A 20,739-nucleotide genomic window follows, 5' to 3' on the forward strand; every position below is an offset into this window, starting at 1 on the left:
AGGGCTTTGTGTACCAACAACCTCATGAATAGATGATACGAATAAATAAAGGACAAAAACAATGGCAATTTTGGTATATGCAGAACACGACAATGCCAGTCTAAAAAAGGCAACTTTGAATACGATCGCTGCTGCTCAGCAAATTGGCGGTGATATTCATGTATTGATCGCTGGTAGTGGTGCGCAAGCAGCAGCTGACGAAGCGGCAAAAGCAGCAGGCGTCAGCAAAGTATTGCTAGCAGACAACGCAGCTTATGAGCATCAATTGGCAGGTAACTTAGCTCTGTTGGTCGCTGATATTGCTGGTGAGTACAGTCATATTCTTGCACCTGCTACAACAACTGGTAAAAATTTCTTACCACGCGTTGCCGCATTACTTGATGTAAGCATGTTATCAGAAATCTCTGCTGTGGTAGATGCACAAACGTTTGAGCGTCCTATCTATGCTGGTAACGCGACAGCAACGGTTAAGACGACAGAAGATAAAGTGGTATTAACCGTACGTACTACTGCTTTTGATCCAGTAGCAAGTGAAGGTGGTTCAGCCACTGTTGAAACTCTTGACAATGTGCAAGAGCTTGGCAAATCAAGCTTTGTTAACGAAGAGATGGCTAAATCTGATCGTCCTGAATTGACGTCAGCCAGCATTGTGGTTTCTGGTGGTCGTGCCCTAGCAAATGGTGAAAACTTCACTAAATATATCGAACCATTGGCTGATAAGCTTGGCGCTGCTGTTGGTGCATCACGTGCCGCTGTCGACGCAGGCTATGTACCAAACGATATGCAGGTTGGTCAAACGGGTAAAATCGTTGCACCAGACTTATATATTGCAGCTGGTATTTCAGGTGCTATTCAGCATTTAGCGGGTATGAAAGATTCTAAAGTCATTGTTGCTATCAACAATGACCCAGAATCACCTATTGCTAGCGTTGCCGATTACTTCTTAGAAGCTGATTTATTTGCAGCCTTACCTGAACTGACCAGTAAAATCTAAGTACTTGTTAGTGAAAGTAAAATAAAAAACCCGCTATCATTGATTGCGGGTTTTTTTATATTCGACTTAAAAATCGTCTTGCTGATTCAGTTAAATGATATTAGCTATAACTTCTTTGACGCAAGGTCTCATACAAACATAGCGAGCCTGCAATCGCAACATTGAGGCTTTCTTGCCCATTGGGCTGTGGTAGAGCGATAGGGGTTGCGCACTGCATCAGCTCGTCACAAACCCCTTGACCTTCATGTCCCATAATCCAAGCGATTGGTTTTTTTAAATCATGCTGATAGATGACGGTATCAGTATGCGAGCTGGTGGCAAATAGAGGGGTTTGCACATGGTCTAAAACCTCTTGTATACTTAATCCCTCATATATATTTAGGGCAAACTGGGCACCCATTCCTGCCCGTAATGTTTTTGGTGACCAAGCTTGCGCAGTAGCGCTGGTGCAAAGTATGTTTTTGATTCCAACAGCTGCTGCGGTGCGCAGTAATGTGCCGACATTACCACTATCTTGAACGTCATTGAGAATCAAGCAGTCATCATGAATCATAGATAGGCTAGGGGTTGGCATCTTAATCACTGCCATAATGTCAATCCCAGTACCTAAGCTACGAATACTTTCATAAAGCGCATCCGATAAGGTTAAGATAGGCGTATAAGTGGGCAGGCGGGTGAGAACTTGCTGCACCTCTGGATGATGGTGTGCGGACTCTGCTAGCAATATTTGCACAAATGGATAATCGCTACGAAGGGCAGCATCAATAAGATGAATACCTTCAATGACAGTTTGTCCATGTTTGTTACGTTGGCGAGCTTGCGTCAATAACGCTTTTACTAGCTTGACCGTTGTATTCTTATCTGAGGTAATCAGCTCGGTGGGATTTGCTACCATAATAGATCGCTTAGAGAAAAAGTATAAAATATAGACAGCGCCTATAAAATGATTATTGATATGGCTTTATAGGTGCTGTCAAAATGTGCTTGTATGTCTTATTTATCAGTATGGTTTAAATGCAACTTTTTAATATAGTCGACTTCATTTTTACTGCCAAGTACTACAGGCACGCGTTGATGAATGTCAATCGGCTCTATATCTAAAATGCGATTGACTGCATCCGTTGCCCCGCCGCTAGCACGTTCAATTAATAAACTCATGGGATTGGCTTCATACATGAGACGTAATTTGCCTGCTTTATTGGCGTATTTGGTATCAAATGGATATGTGAATAAACCACCGCGGCATAGAATGCGATGAACATCACCAACCATGGCGGCAACCCAGCGCGTATTAAAATCGCGACCACGTACGCCTGTCTCGCCAGCGATAAGCTCATCGATATATTGCTGCATTGGCGCGCGCCAATAACGGTAGTTTGAGGCATTGATAGCATATTCGCTAGTATCGGCATCGATTGTGACATTTTCTTCTATCAATACATAGTCATTGGTATCTGGATCTAGGCTAAACATGACTACAGTATCTGTGATGGTCAGCGCGAGAACGGTAGACGTGCCATAGAGTAAGTAACCGGCTGCTAGCTGCTGATTACCCGCTTGTAAAAAGTCGCTATTTTCACTGACTTGACCTTGACGCTGGTACGGTAAAATCGAGAATATGGTGCCGACAGCCATATTGATGTCGATATTAGACGAGCCATCGAGTGGGTCAAACAATACCAACAAACTGCCATCAACATTGGCAGGAGTAGCGTCATCAAGCTCTTCTGAAGCAACACCAGCACAATGGCTGTTTTGTGCCAATGCATCTAATAATAAATTGTTGGCCAATACATCTAACTTCTTCTGGTCTTCACCTTGCACATTTTGATTACCCGCTTCACCAAGGATGTCTGCCAAAGCGCCTTTTCTTAAGAGCTGTGAGATGGTCTTGCCGACGTCAGTGACGGTAGTGATAACGTCATTGAGGGCAGGAGTGGTGGCGTTAGTGTTCAAATACTGTGCTAAGGTTGTCATAGTGTTTCCTAATGAATAATTCTGATAAAGAGTGGTACAAGCTAAGTATGGAATGCGTGTTTAAGAATTGATTACGTTATATTGATATGAGAGATATTGTTAAATACTGACTAAGGCGTCTTTGTCCTGACCTGAAAATCAGCTACACTAACACTATTATTATTCAATTATGGTTTAAGAGGCTGTCTTTTGATACGGTTGCCAAATGATGTGCTGCTATTCTCTAAAATGAGAGCCGCTTCTATTTTAGTATTGTCTATATCACTGCGGTAAATTGTAGCAAATAAGCAGCAAAATGTCCTTGTCTGTATGCATGTCTGCCGTATTATCGAGCCAAAACCGTTAAAAAAACGAATGATAACTTATTATAAAATCATACAAACCCTTAATGAAGACGTGTCCTTATGTCAAATTCTATCGATAGCCAATCACTACCTACCGTCTCGCCGACAGACTACGCAAGATTTGATCCTGATACGATTCATGAAAAACTTGATGCGTCATTGAGTCGTCCGCAGCTCAATACTGATGGTAGTATTCGTCATTTTTTAGGTATCGAAGGTCTTAATAAAGCCCAGCTGCAGGCGATTATCGCTAAAGCTGAGTCATTTTTTGATGATAAGGGACAGCTAATTAACCGTCCTGAGCTTGAAGGCTATACGGTGATGAATCTGTTTTTTGAGCCATCGACGCGCACGCGTACCACGTTTGAAGTAGCAGAAAAACGTTTAGGTGCTAATGTATTAAATATCGATATCGAACGCTCTAGCACCAAAAAAGGCGAAAGCTTACGCGATACGTTATGGAATCTGCAAGCGATGACGGCAGATATCTTTGTGGTACGTCATTCAGCATCAGGTGCAGCACATTTTATGGCGACTGAAGTGACACCAGATATTGCCATTATCAATGGTGGTGATGGCTGGCATGCGCATCCAACGCAAGGCATGCTTGATATGCTGACTATTCACCGTGAGGCGCCGCGTCCTTTTGAAGCGCTGTCGGTTGCAATCGTTGGCGATATCAAACACTCGCGAGTAGCACGCTCTGACATCAGTGCACTACAAACATTGGGTGTAAAAGACATTCGTGTCTGTGCACCTCGTACGTTATTACCAAAAGGGATTGAGCGTTTTGGTGTGCAAGTATATGAGAATATGAATGAATGCGTGACGGACTGTGACGTCATTATGGGCTTGAGAATTCAAAATGAGCGTATTGGCTCTCCACTATTGGCATCATCGAGTGAATACTATAAGCACTATGGTATTACTCCTGAGCGCGTGGCACTGGCTAAGCCTGATGCTCTAGTTATGCACCCAGGACCGATGAACCGCGGTGTTGAGATTGCCTCAAGCGTTGCCGATGGTGCGCAATCTGTAATTTTAAAACAGGTTAATAACGGCATTGCTATTCGTATGGCGGTATTGTCGCTTGCGATGGAAGGTCAGCGCGCGCATCAAGCGGCTGGTCATTAATATTTAGCATAATATTTGTCTCGCTTGTTTTATTCTTATTTATCCCATTTTATTGATACGGTAATAACGCTCATGGTTCACATTACGAATTCAGATGTTCATATGCACGACTTACTTCCAAAAGCATTTAAAGAGTCACTGTCACAAATCGCCACTGCTCAGTTAGCAAAGCTGACGAGCGAGCGCGAGACATGGATATTACCACCGTTGGTTGATTTATGTGCCCGCTTACGTGAGCCGGGTCAACAGCAGCATGGCACGTTAGAGTCAGAAGGGCGTGCAGCACGTGGTAATGGTTTTTTGCATGTGGTGATTCCCCCTGATACCAACCCTATTTTAGAAAATGGCTCATTGTTAAAAGGCTTACGTGAGCGCGCGCTTGATGATGGTGGGATTTATTTACATATTTTGGGTGCGTTGACCGCTGGCTTGGAGGGTGAGCGCCCTTCCAATATCGCAGGGCTCAAAAAAGGTGGCTGTATTGCTGTCTCTAATGCTCGCAGACCCTTTCAAAACGACTTAGTGCTCTTACGTACACTTGAGTATGCGGCGACGTTTGGCATGAAGGTATTCTTTTATCCTGATGAGCCTAGTCTATCTGGTGATGGCGTTGCACATGAAGGCTATATCGCTTCTTATCATGGTCTGCAGGGTATTCCTTGGATTGCAGAAACCGTCGCTTTATCAACGCAGTTACTTATGGTGGAAGAAACGGGCATAGCTGCTCACTTTAGCCAATTATCTTGTAAGTCGTCAATTGAGCTGATGCGCTGGGCGAAAGATAAAGGTTTACCAGTTACTTGTGACGTGGCAATGCATCAGTTGTATTTAACCGATGATAATCTGGAAGGCTTTAACGCTCAAGCATATGTATTACCCCCTTTGCGTAGTAATACCGATCAGCAAGCGATTCGCCGTGGTCTAAAAGATGGCACAATTGATGCAATTTGCAGTCATCATGAGCCGTTAAACAGTACCGCGAAAAAAGCCCCATTTGCTGAAAGTACGCCCGGTATCTCAAATTTTGATACCTTTATGGCGCTGGCGTGCCAGCTGGTAAAAGATGAGGTGTTAACACTTGAGCAGCTGGTCGATAAAATCTGCTTAAATCCTGCAAAAATTGCGGGTATCAGCGAGCAATATGAGACTATCGGGGGCGCAGTACTGGTCGATCCCAATCTTGAATGGCAGGTGACTAGCGAATCCATGTTATCAAACGGCAAAAATACGCCATTCTTTAACCAAACACTGCAAGGGCGCGTTGTGGAGACTTTCTTTGGCTAATTTGCCTAGGCAGGATGATAGTCTAGAGTCTTCGTCAGAGGGCAATTCATCAAAAGATAACCATCCGTCTTCAGACCCACGACACAATGAGCCTCGCACGACGTCAAGCGAATCTATCAAAGCAGTAGCAATCTATGAAGTCGTAAAGGGTATTGGCGCACTACTAGGTGCATTGGCTTTATGGTCGTGGCATACCGACCTTGAGCATTGGCTCATTACGGCGACGGCTTCTTGGCAACAAGTATTTGGTCAGTTATTAGCGCCACAAGTTGACAGTGCGGTACGTATTGCACAGATGGCAAGCAAAAACTGGTCGGTATTCTTATTATTGATTTTTGCTTATGCCAGTTTGCGTTTTGTCGAGGCATATGGCTTATGGCAAGATAAAACATGGGCTTACTGGTTTGGGGTACTGGGTTATGGAATATTTATTCCTATTGAACTCTACTATTTGATTGTGAGTCCGTTTGATTGGTTCAAACTTGCCATATTGGTGTCGAATATTATTATTGTGATTGTGGTTTATCGTAATATGAAACGAAAGAGTTTAATCTAATCAGGTTTTCTTAGGCTCAAATGACAATTTAGAAAGCCAGTTTAAGATATTTATCTTAAGCTGGCTTTTTTATAAATAACGTAATCTAAGATTTATATATCGGCTGTTTTTTCATCAGTACGAATGCTTTTAGCGACCTTGCCTACACTTAACCCTTGTACCAGTATAGAAAATATAACGACTGCATAAGTTAGGGCCAGTAGTATATCGCGTTCAGATCCTGTTGGGAGTTGCAATACTAAAGCAACTGAAATACCACCTCGTAGTCCACCCCATGTTAGCACCTTCCAAGCCCCTGCTGGCAAGTCAAGCTGTCGATGAAAGGTTTTGGTGGTCATGCCGACCACAATAAATCGAGCAAGTAAGGCAATCACAATCGTTAAGGCGCCAGCGATAAATAAATTGGCTGAATAAGCAATCATCACCACTTCAAGACCGATTAATACAAATAAAATTGCGTTCAAAATCTCATCGATCAATTCCCAAAACAAATCAACATAATGGCGCGTTTTATCACTCATCGCTAGTGCTCGTCCGCGATTACCAAGCATCAGCCCCATCATTACCATTGCTAGTGGTCCCGATAAATGCCAATGACTGGCCAGCGCATATCCGCCTATGACACCGGCAAGGGTCAGTAGAACCTCTTCTTGATAGCTATCGATGCTTTTGAGCATGTAATATAAAATCGCGCCAAGTACTAAGCCAAAAATAATACCGCCACCAGCCTCGACTGCCAAGGTGTGCACCACATAATTGGCGGTTGGGATATCACCGCTCGATAAAATACCGAGCAGCAGTACAAAGATGACGACGCCGATACCATCGTTAAATAGCGATTCGCCCGCGATGACCGTCTCTATGCTTTTTGGGGCGCCCGCAGAGGCTAAAATACCCATCACTGCAATAGGGTCGGTTGGAGATATCAAAGCGCCAAATAGTAAGCACCATAAAAAAGACAGCTCGAAACCAAACAGCGGCAACATTAGATATAGAGCACCTGCAATTAGCAGTGCTGATACTAAAGTACCTATGAACGCTAGAATACCAATAGGCAGCTTATAACGTTTTAGATCACCAATATTGACGTGCAAAGCGGCAGCAAATAACAGCATAGACAGCATGCCATCAAGTAAGACTTCAGTGAAATCAAGCTGGCCTAATAAACTGACTTCATAATCAATAAGCTGATCAAACCCTAAAAATCCTAAAAATATCGCCCCGATCGACAATAATATCGAGATAACCATTACACCGATAGTTGTGGGTAGGCCAATAAATCGATGGTTAACGTAAGTTAATAGGGCAGTGATAGATAAAAATATCGCGCTAATTTCGAGTATGGTCAGGCTGCTCGTAGGGTCCATAAAAAAGTCTCAAGTGGGTAATAAGAGGTGTCAACTATGCTCTGACTTGTTTCGATTGGGCTTGTAGTGCCTGACGAATATGGGCATCAAAATCACTGACATAATGGAAATAGTGATGCTGGGCGTTTTCACTCATAATAAATTTCTCTGCTTGTTGACACATTGCGGTCAAATCATCAGCGAGTTGATGGTAATTTAAATTATCCGCGCCGGCACGCTCAATCAATTTTATCTCATGTATGAGCGTTTGCTGCTGCGCCTCATTAACCCTAGCATAATTCAAGTCAATCATTGCCTGACATAGCGCCTTTAATACCATCAGATCTGCTGCTGCATAACGCCGTATCTCACCAAGTGAGCTATCAATAAAATCTGATATTTTAGGGATACGTGTAACAACGGCAAGGATGGCTGACGGCTGATGGCTGATAGTATCTGGTGTATCTGTCTCATCTAACGGCTTATAAAAATGATACGGCGTCGGCGGTTGACAGCGCATCATAATGCTCAGACAGCTGGTCAGCGATTGAACACAGTTAACCGCTGTTTTTGGGTCATTGATACCTGGTGACAATGCGCGTACGGCAATTTCAGTCATTTGCCCTAAGCTATAAGCAATATCATTAGATTGCGTCAAGCGCTGTTCAAGACGTATACAACCAGCAAAACGTTGCCAAAACAGCCCATCAGGCGAACGTGGCACAAGCGCCAAATGCGGCGTTTTTGTTTTTTGTAGGTTAGTTGGATGGTCTGCCGGACGCTGATAAAAATAGCCAATCACATTTTTGTCGGTGACAAAGTGACCGAGACTGCTCTTTATTTCTACCACGCCGCCATAATCTTGCGATAAGGTAATGAGTGATTCAAAATAAATCTGCTGCAAATAGCCTGAGTACGGTGGATAAATAGGCGTCGCAGACCAGTGATGAAATTGTTCGATATCATGATGCTCGATATTACGTTGGTGCTCGATATCGCAGCGGTCGCTGTACCAATAATGAATGTTTTTAATTGCCTCATTGCTGGCACCTTCAATCACATGCGATGCCTGAATAGCATGTACCATATGTTGCACAAAGTAGACTAGTAGAAGGGCACAAATAATCGCCATAATAATGGCAAAGGTCACCGACAATTGCGGCACACCAAAACCAACATCGTATTTATGAATGGCTTTTAACACTAGCAAACTATAGCTAAACGTACCGATGAACGCGCCCAAAACGAACTGATTGGGCGTATCGGTCAAAAAATTACGGAGTAATCTAGGACCAAATTGTGAAGATGCCATTGATAATACAGCAATGGTAATCGAGAAAGTCGTGCCTGCCACGCCAAGTACCGCACCAGCAATAGTGGTCATAATAGCGCGCGCGGCGTCATCATCGCCAGTGAAGGCAAAGGTAATCTCTCTGACCATGTCGCGATCAAAATGCTCATCGATCGTTACAAGGATAGGAGCGAGCAAGATGCCTACCAGCACACAGGCAGTCGGTATAAACCAGTAAGAGCCAATCAGCTGTTGCCACAAATTCGTTAGGCGATCGGGTAAATTGGTAAGCGTTTTTAGCGACCATAACTGAAAAAACTGCCGCAGTCTTTTGAGACTTGACGTTGATAGACGCTTAAATAAGTTGTCTTCAGCATGTTTAGTCAACGTGAGCAGCTCCAAAAATGATCGTAGTATTTCTTTTGTTGTCAGCAGTTCTATAGAATCAGACTGCTGACAACAAAAGCTTTTAAAAACAAATTACCTGATTCACTGAAAATAATCCATTAAAAATAGGATAAAAAAATAAGCCTCATTGAGACTTATTTTTCAGTATTGGTTATTTTTATACCCATGAGCGTTATTGTGTATTCATGCTATGAATGATTAACTTTAAAGCATCACTAATAGTGGGCACTATTAAATTTGAATTTTACTGCATTGAAGCTCATTTCTGATTACCGCCACCATTATCGTTGACAGTCATTAAATCTCATATTAACTGAACAAATCATCAAGAAACGTGCTTATCGCGGTGCCTACTTTTGCTAGTACTGAAGGATCTTCTTTGCTATCCACATTCAATGACTGAACTTGCCTACTGTTCTTCATTGCTGTCTGTTTCTGTAGGCTCTTCACAATTAATGGCAGATTGTTACCAACTGTGGCTAAGATAAAGCTTGGATTTTTAGTCAGTATCGTCCATTTTTGATTACCGCCACCGTTGCAACCATAACGAATTAAGCGTGCGCGATTATCTTTTAAGTAACCACCTTCTAAATCAAAACATTGATTTCCTTGCTTAATTTCTTTAGTGCTAGTAACCATTTCCCAGTGCTGCGCATCAATATTAAGACTACAAGCTGCCAAATTAACCACACCACCTTGAGTTGTTAGACACTGATCCATCGCCATTTTGCTATGAATTTTACCCTTCGTATCTTGAATCCATTGCTCAGAGTCATCACCGGTACAGGCACTTGGACCACTAATAAAGGCATTTAACTTACTATCTTCTAACTTTTCTACTTTAAGGCAGTTTTTACCGTTAAGCAGGGGAGTGGCGTTTTCTAGAGGCCTGTCATCCTCTAGTCCTAACGCTTTAACAAACTTTTGAAATTCGGTAAGGGCTTCAGGCTCGTTTTTAATTAAATCAGTACGATATACATTGACCCAACGATTTAAGCGGTACATGGTTTGTTGTTGCTGCTCATAACGCTCTAATGTTTGGAATGCGAGAGGGCTAAGCTCATTAATGAGCTCGTCACGATACATTTTATAAGAATCATATAACAACTGACTATTAATATCTAAGCTCACCATCGAGTTTTCAGCTTGAGCAAGGAGTTTCTGCTCTAAGATTGGTAATTCAACTTTTCTAAGTGCTGTATAGCCATACTCTTTACCAAAGGTAACAGCGGGCTTAATCGTATCGCTATATTGACGAATATCAATGGTTGAGAGCTGTACTTGTGCTTCATTGGTCTTTTTACAATACAAATCTACTTTTTTTGGATTTTCAGCAATGGCTAAATTAACATGGAATTTATTGGCATTGCCATTCATTCGATTAGGCGCCAGAGCAATAGTATTAACCGCGTTATTACTGTAAGTAACGCTCAACCAGCAGCTTGCTGCTTCAAGAGAATTATTTGGTTTCGGTAAATCAAAGACGTTACCCCAGTTACCGCGTGCCTCAGGATAAATGATGCCTTTTTGTGTTACAGGGTCATAACCACCTAAAATAGTAAAAACAGGCACACCTTGTAAACGTGGTTTTAAGTAATTACCGTCGGCACTGTTGTACCAAACGTTTTTAGAACCTTGCCATACTTTAGGCTGGATGACTTCCATCTTTCTAAGTTCAGCATTCCATTTCTTATAGCCAGTTGGTGAATCAGCGTCAAATACTGCTTTATCAAATGCTGGCTGTATCTTAATTTTTGTACTATAACCCGTGTAATGAGTGTAGCTTGAATAAGCGCCGCTATGAGAGCCACCAGACATCGCATCACGACCGTAACCATAGGTGGCTAAGAAAAGCGGTTTGCCATTAAGACCATCACCTTCGACTTGTCGTGGCCAGTCTAAGTTACTGCGCATTTTATTTCGAACACCGTTATAGCCCCAACCACTATTGGCATGATGCTCTGCCCAAAAGTTATCTCCGTTTACTGCGCCAGGATAATGCCCTAAGCCATAATGATGACCGATTTCGTGACTGAACTCATTACCTTGAGAGTCAATTAAGGTCAGCATGCCATTACCACCGCTTAAGCCGTGATTATGTTCGCCATTAGTATATTTGCCGCGGGCATGATGCGCATTGACGTTTTGGGTCAATTGTGGCTGCTCTTGGCTTTGCATTGAGGCACTGGTGACACCCCAGTTTGCTAAGTTAATGCCGACACCAAAGGTTGATTTACCAGTGTTTTCGCGCATATCGCCATCATAAACGCCACCATTTGAGTGACTCACCGAATCATAAATAGTGCCATTGGCAACCATTACTCGATCAAGCTTGAGGTCATCATATTTAGCAACGGTCATTTGTGCCGCTGGAATGGTTTGGAAGTAGTCTGAGCCAGCCCTTTCTGGGTCGCGTAACATGTAATGCCCCCAAGATTGAGGTGCATCCGTTAGCATACCCAGACGGATATTGGTCAATACCAGCTCGCCTGGTGCAGCAAAGTCTATTTTATCTTCTAACAGTTCACCGCTACGATTTTTGTCATCCACAATCCGGATTTTGAGACCACCTTGTACCTCATCCCAATTGAGCTTGGTTGACCATCCACGGTTACTATAAGAAACGCGAGGACGTTGGTCAGCATTGGTCTGATCCGTATCTGGAATTTGAGTAGGATCGACTAAATTGATAGCTCGCAATAAAACCCCATCTTTATAAATTTCAGCCACTAATGTAGTAATGTCACCCATTTCAAGAGTAGGCGTCACTAACAACAGAGCTTCTTTTTCTGCCGTCAGGCGCGGCATATTTTTTGCTTCGTTACTTTGTGGATCAACCACATGGTTCTGTCCAAACTGAACCATTGCTTGGAAATCACCAACCAAGTCTGGACGAATCGTACGAATTTCACCCGCTCTACCATCATGATCAAAAAACCCTAACAAATAAAAATCAGCAATATCCTTTTTTGGTTCTGGATATTTGACTGGCGTACTTGGCTCAAGCGGCGTAGCAGGAATACTGGTTACTGGCGGCTTAATAGGGGTACTTGGCTCAAGTGGTTTAACAGGAATACTGGTTACTGGCGGTTTAATAGGCGTACTTGGCTCAAGCGGCGTAGCAGGAATACTGGTTACTGGCGGTTTAATAGGCGTACTTGGCTCAAGTGGTGTAACAGGAATACTGGTTACTGGCGGTTTAATAGGCGTACTTGGCTCAAGCGGCGTAGCAGGAATACTGGTTACTGGCGGCTTAATAGGCGTACTTGGCTCAAGCGGCGTAGCAGGAATACTGGTTACTGGCGGCTTAATAGGCGTACTTGGCTCAAGCGGCGTAGCAGGAATATTGGTTACTGGCGGCTTATTAGAAGGCGGAGTTATTGCTGGAGGGTTTACTGTTGTTTGTGTGTTTGCATCACCTTCACCACAAGCAGCAAGTATAATAGAAAAAATACCGATACTTAATGCTTTTAGTGGAAATATTATTGTAGATTTCAATGAAATATCCTCATTTTTATGATGAGGATAATATAACAGCTATGTTAATATAATGTACGACATTTGTTCAATAGATAAGTATTATTATTACTTTAGCATTTCATTGAAAGATTTTTGTTATGTTTCGACAAAAAGGTAGTATATCTTTTATGCTTAAACACTCAAATCGATCTTGGGTTATCGGCTTCAGTAATAATATCGCGTTTAGCATTAGAAAAATTAGCGTTTATTTGATTTTTATCGTCAATGCTGTCTTGTGGAATAAGAATTTCACGATTGTGCTCGTCACGCTCTATGTCGCTATCCTTATCATAAGCGACTGGTTCAAACTTCGGCATGTCATCCTTACTATCTAGAGGCTCTTGTAATAAATGACTGGAGGTAGCTGCGCTAGATTTCCTAAAAAACTCATTTTTCTCTTTTTGAAACTTTTCGTTTTTATGGTTAGGGGATTTGTCATCAGAGGTTTTCTTACGTGGTTCACTATGGGCAAAAATAGCACCGAGCGGCACATTCAATTGTGCTTTGGCATAGGCTTCGGTATTTTCAAAGCGATTAACCAATAAGCTAAGCCAAGGTTTTTGGTCTTCTAGGCTCATCTCATCAAGTTCATCTTTGATAGGCAATGGATAAGGCAGGGTACGATAAAAATCCCACAAGGTCATTTTGCTCAAATCTCTTTTGAGTACATAGTGCTCATCTTCTGTCATGGTAATCAAGTTACTGTCTTGCAGATAATTGATATAGGTATACCATTTTGGCAGTTCTTTACGTCCGAGGACATTGCGTAGCGCTTGTTCGCTCACCGCTTCACCTTTTAAGTGATGGGTATAAACGAGATTTAACATATCAAGCAAGCTTAAAAATGGATGGCGCGGATAAACCTCTTTTGTCTCAAATATCGTTAGGGTATAGCTGATCTCAACCCCTAATAAAATCAAATTCCATGACAGATATATCCATAATAAGAAAATCGGCAGCGCAGCAAATGCGCCATAGATCGCTTCATAACTGGTAAAGTTCGCCATCACTGTACCAAATAGATGTTTCATCAGCTCAAAGACAATCGCTACAAAGACACCTGCAATCGCAGCATTTTTTGCTGGTACTCGCGCTTTTGGAATAAACCAATACATACTGATAAAACCAGCGATCGTAACTGCAATCGATACCATCTGTACCCAAAACGACCAATCAATACCATAGCCGCCAATTTGTCTATTTAACAAACTCAGGCTTTGTACAGCACTTGAGGCGATGAATGCCGTACCTAATACTAATGGTCCCAACGTGACGATGGTCCAATAGCGCAGCATACTTCTCATGCCGCCAGAACGATCTTCTACGCGCCATATTTGGTTAAAAGCGCGCTCAATGGTGGTCAAAGTCATGATGGTAGTAAAAAGTAAGAACATCGCCCCAATGATAGTGAGGTTTGATGATTTTTCAGCGAAGTTATTGATATATTTACTGACTTGCAAGCTCGATTGTGGCAGCAAGTTGCTATAAATGACTTCATAAATCTGCGCCCTAACTGAAGCAAGTGCTGGCACTGAAGACAAAATCATCAGCAGTACGGTTAATATAGGCACAATCGACAACAAAGTCGTATAGGTTAATGATGCAGCTTTTTGCTGACAGTTATCCTCAAAAAAGTGCCGCGTCAAAAAACGTAGGAACTGAAACCAACGTTGGTGTAAAAAAGGTATTTTTTTTAATAGATTTTCCATAACGACCATCTAACAAGGATAATAGAGTGCGGATAGTGTAACAAACATGCTCTGTCTGAATCTGCGCGTTAATTGTGTCAATATGCATTAGATTGTATTGAGTAGTTAAGTAAAGTACTGCAGATAATTTGCTTGGCTGCTAGGTTAAGTATGCTGCCAAGTAGCAGGGTTTGTTTGCATGTCAGTGAATGACTCGGGCATAATGGGCAATATCTATATTACTGTTAACGATTTTATAAGGAAGTTTTGCTAATGAGTCAGACCGCCCCTTATGTTTTGGTACTCTATTATTCAAATTATGGTACGACTAAGACATTAGCCTATGCTATCGCTCAGGGTATCGAAGAGGCTGGCATGACCGTGCGCATCCGTACGGTACCGACAGTCGCGCCCGAAACCACGGCAAGCAAGCCTGCGATACCGGACGACGGTGATTTGTATTGCACGATGGAAGATCTAAAAAATTGCAGCGGTCTGGCACTTGGTAGCCCAACCCATTTTGGTAATATGGCCGCGCCCATGAAGTATTTTTGGGACAATACCGTCACCATTTGGCTGGCAGGCAATTTACAGAACAAGCCAGCGTCAGTATTTACGGCGACAGGCTCTATGCATGGCGGTCAAGAGACGACCTTGCTGACGATGATGTTACCACTGTTGCATCATGGTATGATGATTGTGGGCGTCCCTTATGCTGAACCTGCTTTAAACCGTACCACGCGTGGCGGTTCACCCTATGGTGCAAGTCATGTGAGCGGCGCATCCCATGATCAGGCTGTCTCTGCTGATGAGCGCGAGCTTGGCATCGCTCAAGGGCGTCGCTTGGCGATCACGGCATCTGCATTATCGCAAGCTAACTGGAGCCGTTAATGCGCTTATCTATTACTGTTTGGCATGAACAATTAGGAAATATATACCTCTAATGGCTACTAACCTTTCTCATGATGACAGTCAACAGCAAATATCCGAAACAAGCAGTCAATCAACCCAGCTGTTGAAACCGATTATGCCTGTTCGTCAGCGCCTGATGGGGACATGGCTGGTTTGGCTAACCTTTCGATTGCTTGCTTTGCCTCTTTTGATCAATATCTTTAATCCTAGTCACCCTGATATTATCGGTGGTATTGCATGGCAAGCGCTATGGTTAGTACCAGCATTTGTCTTAACACCATCGATACTACGCGGGCGCTCGCCTTATGCGCTATTAATAGACAGTATGTTTACTTTGGTATATTTAGGGGCAAGTGGGGTTGTATTGTTCACACGTGCTTATGGCAGTAGTTGGGCAGAAATCGCTGTTTATTTCATTGATTTCGTCCTACTATTTGCGATTAATATCTGGCTGTTTATCTTATTAAAGCGCCTACCTTCGATGAATAATGTGGTTAAACAGCCACGCTCATAAGTCATTGATATCTATTCCAATGCTATTCATCTGTAGTGCTTAATAAAAAATTTACATTAAAAAATCGGCATGCTATTTAGCATGCCGATTTTTTAATGTTTTAAGCCGTAGAGTTGAGGCTCTTAGTTCACTTTAGACAATTCTAAATCCATCTTCTTACCATCATTAATCTGGCTTACTTTTACCGGTAAGTAATCTAAGCTTGGTGCCAACCAAAAACTGGTCGAACGGCTATTGTCATCATGGATACGGTCGACACGCACCGTATCAAAGGTACCAGCAGGGACCGTTATCTTGGTATTACCAGATTTTTTAAACGGCGTTTTTTCAATTTTATCGTGTTTTGCCATGTAGTAATTGCCAGAGAATTTACCATTTAACAAGTCTTGGCGAATTTGCACCTCAAGGCTCAAATCATCAAAGGCTTGCTGCGCCATATTTAACGTGGTCGACTTGCCTCTATAATTACTCACGACTTTTTTACCACGGGGATTAAAATCGAGTTTATGCGTACGACCGATACCCAGTAGTTTATAAGTGGTACTGGCTTGGGTTGGAATAACCGCATTACCGTTGATAGTAAAGGTACTATGTTGCGCAGCACTTGCGATACCGGCAACCCGTGCATCGACATTATATTTCCATGTGTTGCCTGACTTATCTAAAGCACGAGTGGCGGTACCTTTATACTTGTCTTCAATCGTAAACGTATAATCGGCGCTCGACGGTTGAATGTCTTTTGCACTGGCAATCGTTGGTGCAGCCATACTTAAAGCGCTGATAGCCGCTATGCTCGCTCCAGTGGTCAACACGGTTAAGAATTTAACCTTACCGTTATTCTTGTCATTATAATCGGTTATGGATAGTTTTTTATTGGTAAATGAAAAACTCATGGACAGTCCTTAATAGATTGATATCAAATAACTTACTTAAGTCGATTCGAACTTACTGTTAACTAATATTATATTTTCAATGCTTATAATGGTCATACTCTGTTACATTTTCAAGAGGGAGAACTTACGCTGACGTTTGGCTCTTGTAGTTGATGTTACTATCTTAAGTAATGCTTGGCCTATGAGTAACTTGCTGTAAATTTAGTAAGAATAGGCGTATAGAATACTGGTCTTTTCTACTGGATTATTACTCACTTAATGCCTTTATTGCATAATACTCCCAGAGATTTAGTATTGCTTATCGACAAACACCCCTCTAATTAGGAAATTCTTGTAAATTTTTGGTCTTTACACTTGAAGCTACCTCGCTATGCCCCCACTTTTTGAAACAAGCTCAAGGCTTATCTTAATAAAAGCGTTTTTATAAGATGGCTTTTGAAGATAGGGTGTTGAGACTAACAAACCAAATAAATCTTTAACTTAAATAACCAATTATTGGAGACATATTGATGAATATTCGTCCTTTACATGATCGTATTGTTGTCCGCCGCATAGAAGAAGAAACAAAAACGGCTGGTGGTATCTTGCTTCCTGGTTCAGCGCAAGAAAAGCCTTCACAAGGTGAAGTGCTAGCAACTGGTAACGGTCAGATTCGTGACAACGGTGAAACTCGCGCGTTAGATGTAAAAGCCGGCGACAAAGTCTTGTTCGGTCAATATGCTGGTCAAACTGTCAAGGTTGACGGCGAAGAACTACTTATTATGAAAGAATCTGATGTATTGGGTGTGCTAGAAGGCTAGTCCTTTTGAGTATTAATTTATACTCAGCGCATTTTTGACAATCTCATTGAAACATTTAATTGCATTCTCATACTTATAATAGTGGAGTAATTTAACATGGCAAAAGACGTAAAATTCGGCATAGATGCCCGTAAACAAATGATGGACGGCGTAAACGTTCTAGCAAACGCAGTACGAGTCACACTAGGCCCTAAAGGTCGTAACGTGGTAATCGATAAGTCGTTTGGCGCACCTACCATCACTAAAGATGGTGTTTCGGTTGCCAAAGAAATCGAGCTTGAAAACAAATTCGAAAACATGGGCGCTCAATTGGTCCGTGAAGTCGCTAGCCGTACCAACGATGTTGCTGGTGATGGTACGACTACTGCAACGGTATTGGCTCAGTCAATCTTGCAAGAAGGCATGAAATCAGTTGCCGCTGGCATGAACCCAATGGATCTAAAACGCGGTATTGATAAAGCGGTACGTGCGGCTGTTGAGCAAATCCATTTGCTATCTACTCCAGCTGATGATTCAAAAGCAATTGCCCAAGTTGGTTCTATCTCTGCCAACTCAGACACCAAAATTGGTGAATTGATTGCGCAAGCGATGGAAAAAGTCGGTAAGCAAGGCGTTATCACTGTTGAAGAAGGTTCAAGCTTTGAAGATACCTTAGAAGTCGTCGAAGGTATGCAGTTTGACCGTGGTTATATCAGCCCGTACTTTGCGAACAAGCAAGACAGTTTAACTGCTGAGTTTGAAAACCCATATATTCTATTGGTTGACAAAAAAATCAGCAACATCCGTGAGATTGTGCCATTACTTGAGCAAGTCATGCAGCAGAGCAAGCCATTGCTAATCATCGCTGAAGACGTAGAAAATGAAGCATTGGCAACTCTAGTTGTGAACAACATGCGTGGCGGCTTAAAAACTTGTGCCGTTAAAGCACCCGGTTTTGGCGATCGTCGTAAAGCGATGTTAGAAGATATCGCAACGCTAACTGGCGGTACGGTTATCTCTGAAGAGATTGGTCTGAGCCTTGAGACTGCTACTCTAGAGCAACTTGGTACCGCTAAGAAAGTCACTGTCGGTAAAGAAAACACCGTTATCGTCGATGGCGCTGGTAACAAAGCAAATATCGAAAACCGTGTTGAATCTATCAAACGTCAAGTTGAAGAATCAACGTCTGACTACGACAAAGAAAAGCTTCAAGAGCGTATGGCGAAACTGGCTGGCGGCGTTGCCGTTATCAAAGTTGGCGCTGCGACTGAAACTGAAATGAAAGAGAAGAAAGATCGCGTTGATGATGCGTTACATGCCACTCGTGCCGCAGTTGAAGAAGGTGTTGTCCCTGGTGGCGGTGTTGCGCTAGTTCGTGCCATGAATGCATTGTCTGAGCTACGCGGCGATAACGACGACCAAAACGCTGGTATCAATATCTTACGTCGCGCAATGGAAGCACCATTACGTCAAATCGTAACCAACTCAGGCGAAGAAGCTTCAGTGGTAGTGAATGAAGTGAAGAGTGGTAGTGGTAACTACGGTTACAACGCAGCTTCTGGCGAATATGGCGATATGCTAGAGATGGGTATCCTTGATCCAGCTAAAGTCGCTCGTTCAGCGCTAGAAAACGCAGCTTCTGTTGCCGGTCTAATGCTAACCACTGAAGTCATGATTACTGATTTACCGCAAGGTGATGACGGTATGGCTGGCATGGGCGGTGCTGGTGGAATGGGCGGTATGGGTGGAATGGGCGGCATGATGTAACTCTACTTCTGCTACAAAGCGATTTCTCTTTGTCAGACGCGCTCAATGTACAATAGGTACTATTTTCGCGCGTCTTCCTCGACAAATCGCTTTTCGCTAGAAGTATGACTTTGTCATAACGTACTTGTTAAACCTAGTTCAAATAAAACCCCGATAGGCTGAGCTTATTGGGGTTTTTTTATGCAAATTAGATATTGTTTTGAAAATTACTGACTTGCTTCATCCCGTCTAAACGTCCACGTCTTATCATCCGACACATCTGCACAGTAATAATAACCTGCCAAATCAAATTGCTTAAGCTGCTCAGCATTGGTCAGTTTATTATCCGCAGCATATTTCACCATCAGTCCACGTGCTTTTTTAGCATAGAAGCTAATCACTTTATATTGACCATTCTTTTCATCTTCAAATCTTGGCGTGATAATCTCCGCATTCAAAGCTTTTTTCTTTACCGCTTTAAAGTATTCATTAGAAGCAAGGTTAACCAAAACTTTGTCATCGCTATCAGCCATGCGCTTATTAATAATCTCAGTGATTTCTTCGCCCCAAAACTCGTATAAATTATCGCCACGCTCATTTTTCAGCTTGGTGCCCATCTCTAAGCGATACGGCTGAATAAAATCCAGTGGCTTTAGCACGCCATAAAGACCGGACAAGATACCCAAATGTTCATTGACGTAAATGGCGGTGTCTTTATCCATGTTATACATATCAAGTCCAGTATAAACATCGCCATCGAACAAATAACCAGCTGGTTTGGCATTGTCATCCGTAAACAGTTCGTTATCACTCCAAGCCCAATCTTGATTGCGTTTAGCATTTAGCTGCGACAAATCATCAGAGATACTCATAAGCTCTTGTAAGTCAATCGGCTCCTTCGACTTCAATATCTTCATCAGCGCCTGTGAATGTTCGATTAACTCAGGCTGACTATAGTAGCTGCTAATATCCATTGGGGCAGTATCTGTTTCATTCAAAGATTTGGCAGGAGAGAGTAAAAAATACATAATTATTCCTTATTATAGTGAAGTGATAAACACTCCATTAATGTTTCGAGCTTTCTCATTATACGATACCTACAGGTTTAACTTGACTTACGCGTGGCTGTTTTGTACTTTTAAGCCTCATCATGGACATATATCAACTATTATAGGCATTGTGATAACTCGTGTAAGCCAATAGCCTAAAGGCTTCAAGCTACTTAAGAATAAATAAAATTTTTTAATATAACAATAAAAGTTATGATAATGTTATAAATAGCTAACTTTTATTTTACTTGCGGGTCATCATTAGACAATGAAAGTTGGCAGACGATATATCTATAATAAAACGG

The 20,739-nt window shown here is 42.3% G+C and carries 16 protein-coding genes; 8 read left to right on the plus strand and 8 right to left on the minus strand.

Going from position 1 to position 20,739, the window contains the following annotated elements; translation table 11 throughout:
* The first annotated feature begins 61 nt into the window (after window positions 1–61).
* Complete coding sequence (locus H0262_RS11550) at window positions 62–994, plus strand: electron transfer flavoprotein subunit alpha/FixB family protein (protein ID WP_149492935.1); 933 nt, start codon at window positions 62–64, stop codon at window positions 992–994.
* 100 nt (window positions 995–1,094) lie between these two features.
* Here H0262_RS11550 and H0262_RS11555 read toward each other — a convergent pair whose 3' ends face one another.
* A complete protein-coding gene (locus H0262_RS11555) occupies window positions 1,095–1,889 on the minus strand; it encodes an RNA methyltransferase (protein ID WP_181210844.1) in 795 nt (264 codons plus the stop codon).
* 98 nt (window positions 1,890–1,987) lie between these two features.
* Entirely contained in the window at window positions 1,988–2,971 is a 984-nt protein-coding gene (locus tag H0262_RS11560) for a class 1 fructose-bisphosphatase (protein ID WP_181210845.1), read from the minus strand.
* A 404-nt stretch (window positions 2,972–3,375) separates the two neighbouring features.
* Here H0262_RS11560 and H0262_RS11565 point away from each other — a divergent pair, with 404 nt between their 5' ends.
* The 3 genes from H0262_RS11565 (at window position 3,376) to H0262_RS11575 (ending at window position 6,289) form a co-directional block, all read left to right on the plus strand.
* The gene (locus H0262_RS11565) at window positions 3,376–4,449 is read left to right on the plus strand and encodes an aspartate carbamoyltransferase catalytic subunit (RefSeq protein WP_149492938.1); all 1,074 of its coding nucleotides are present in this window, start codon (window positions 3,376–3,378) and stop codon (window positions 4,447–4,449) included.
* A gap of 102 nt (window positions 4,450–4,551) precedes the next feature.
* Window positions 4,552–5,733: a dihydroorotase gene (locus tag H0262_RS11570; RefSeq protein WP_133105419.1), complete on the plus strand. Its 1,182-nt coding sequence runs from the start codon at window positions 4,552–4,554 to the stop codon at window positions 5,731–5,733.
* Complete coding sequence (locus H0262_RS11575) at window positions 5,726–6,289, plus strand: DUF2127 domain-containing protein (RefSeq protein WP_181210846.1); 564 nt, start codon at window positions 5,726–5,728, stop codon at window positions 6,287–6,289. Before H0262_RS11570 ends, H0262_RS11575 begins: the two co-directional genes overlap by 8 nt.
* Before the next feature lie 92 nt (window positions 6,290–6,381).
* Here the strand turns inward: H0262_RS11575 and H0262_RS11580 are convergent, their stop codons facing one another.
* The 4 genes from H0262_RS11580 to H0262_RS11595 all read right to left on the minus strand — a co-directional run bounded on the left by H0262_RS11580 (window position 6,382) and on the right by H0262_RS11595 (window position 14,562).
* Window positions 6,382–7,656: a sodium:proton antiporter gene (locus H0262_RS11580; RefSeq protein ID WP_181210847.1), complete on the minus strand. Its 1,275-nt coding sequence runs from the start codon at window positions 7,654–7,656 to the stop codon at window positions 6,382–6,384.
* Window positions 7,657–7,690: 34 nt separating this feature from the next.
* The gene (locus tag H0262_RS11585) at window positions 7,691–9,313 is read right to left on the minus strand and encodes a DUF2254 domain-containing protein (RefSeq protein WP_259275461.1); all 1,623 of its coding nucleotides are present in this window, start codon (window positions 9,311–9,313) and stop codon (window positions 7,691–7,693) included.
* A gap of 330 nt (window positions 9,314–9,643) precedes the next feature.
* The gene (locus H0262_RS11590) at window positions 9,644–12,832 is read right to left on the minus strand and encodes a M66 family metalloprotease (protein ID WP_220432429.1); all 3,189 of its coding nucleotides are present in this window, start codon (window positions 12,830–12,832) and stop codon (window positions 9,644–9,646) included.
* Between the two features lie 161 nt (window positions 12,833–12,993).
* A complete protein-coding gene (locus tag H0262_RS11595; protein ID WP_181210849.1) occupies window positions 12,994–14,562 on the minus strand; it encodes a YihY family inner membrane protein in 1,569 nt (522 codons plus the stop codon).
* Window positions 14,563–14,814: 252 nt separating this feature from the next.
* Between H0262_RS11595 and wrbA the strand changes: the two genes are divergently transcribed.
* Window positions 14,815–15,432 carry an NAD(P)H:quinone oxidoreductase gene (gene wrbA, locus H0262_RS11600; RefSeq protein WP_181210850.1) on the plus strand — a complete coding sequence of 206 codons (618 nt, stop codon included), beginning with the start codon at window positions 14,815–14,817 and terminating at the stop codon, window positions 15,430–15,432.
* 52 nt (window positions 15,433–15,484) lie between these two features.
* Window positions 15,485–15,967: a hypothetical protein gene (locus H0262_RS11605; RefSeq protein WP_181210851.1), complete on the plus strand. Its 483-nt coding sequence runs from the start codon at window positions 15,485–15,487 to the stop codon at window positions 15,965–15,967.
* A gap of 122 nt (window positions 15,968–16,089) precedes the next feature.
* Here the strand turns inward: H0262_RS11605 and H0262_RS11610 are convergent, their stop codons facing one another.
* The gene (locus H0262_RS11610; RefSeq protein ID WP_181210852.1) at window positions 16,090–16,860 is read right to left on the minus strand and encodes a DUF3108 domain-containing protein; all 771 of its coding nucleotides are present in this window, start codon (window positions 16,858–16,860) and stop codon (window positions 16,090–16,092) included.
* Between the two features lie 506 nt (window positions 16,861–17,366).
* Between H0262_RS11610 and H0262_RS11615 the strand changes: the two genes are divergently transcribed.
* Window positions 17,367–17,660: a co-chaperone GroES gene (locus H0262_RS11615; RefSeq protein ID WP_025652227.1), complete on the plus strand. Its 294-nt coding sequence runs from the start codon at window positions 17,367–17,369 to the stop codon at window positions 17,658–17,660.
* 96 nt (window positions 17,661–17,756) lie between these two features.
* Window positions 17,757–19,406, plus strand: a complete 1,650-nt coding sequence (groL, locus tag H0262_RS11620) for a chaperonin GroEL (RefSeq protein WP_181210853.1) — start codon at window positions 17,757–17,759, stop codon at window positions 19,404–19,406.
* 206 nt (window positions 19,407–19,612) lie between these two features.
* Here groL and yaaA read toward each other — a convergent pair whose 3' ends face one another.
* A complete protein-coding gene (yaaA, locus tag H0262_RS11625) occupies window positions 19,613–20,413 on the minus strand; it encodes a peroxide stress protein YaaA (RefSeq protein ID WP_181210854.1) in 801 nt (266 codons plus the stop codon).
* Window positions 20,414–20,739 lie beyond the last annotated feature (326 nt).

Source organism: Psychrobacter sp. D2, assembly GCF_013608135.1.
Lineage (GTDB): Bacteria > Pseudomonadota > Gammaproteobacteria > Pseudomonadales > Moraxellaceae > Psychrobacter > Psychrobacter cryohalolentis.

Excerpts from the sequence above, each read along its gene's own strand:
- H0262_RS11550 (WP_149492935.1), top strand. The coding sequence starts at position 62 with ATGGCAATTTTGGTATATGCAGAACACGACAATGCCAGTCTAAAAAAG.
- H0262_RS11555 (WP_181210844.1), bottom strand. The coding sequence starts at position 1,889 with ATGGTAGCAAATCCCACCGAGCTGATTACCTCAGATAAGAATACAACG.
- H0262_RS11560 (WP_181210845.1), bottom strand. The coding sequence starts at position 2,971 with ATGACAACCTTAGCACAGTATTTGAACACTAACGCCACCACTCCTGCC.
- H0262_RS11565 (WP_149492938.1), top strand. The coding sequence starts at position 3,376 with ATGTCAAATTCTATCGATAGCCAATCACTACCTACCGTCTCGCCGACA.
- H0262_RS11570 (WP_133105419.1), top strand. The coding sequence starts at position 4,552 with ATGCACGACTTACTTCCAAAAGCATTTAAAGAGTCACTGTCACAAATC.
- H0262_RS11580 (WP_181210847.1), bottom strand. The coding sequence starts at position 7,656 with ATGGACCCTACGAGCAGCCTGACCATACTCGAAATTAGCGCGATATTT.
- H0262_RS11595 (WP_181210849.1), bottom strand. The coding sequence starts at position 14,562 with ATGGAAAATCTATTAAAAAAAATACCTTTTTTACACCAACGTTGGTTT.
- wrbA (WP_181210850.1), top strand. The coding sequence starts at position 14,815 with ATGAGTCAGACCGCCCCTTATGTTTTGGTACTCTATTATTCAAATTAT.
- H0262_RS11605 (WP_181210851.1), top strand. The coding sequence starts at position 15,485 with ATGGCTACTAACCTTTCTCATGATGACAGTCAACAGCAAATATCCGAA.
- H0262_RS11610 (WP_181210852.1), bottom strand. The coding sequence starts at position 16,860 with ATGAGTTTTTCATTTACCAATAAAAAACTATCCATAACCGATTATAAT.
- groL (WP_181210853.1), top strand. The coding sequence starts at position 17,757 with ATGGCAAAAGACGTAAAATTCGGCATAGATGCCCGTAAACAAATGATG.
- yaaA (WP_181210854.1), bottom strand. The coding sequence starts at position 20,413 with ATGTATTTTTTACTCTCTCCTGCCAAATCTTTGAATGAAACAGATACT.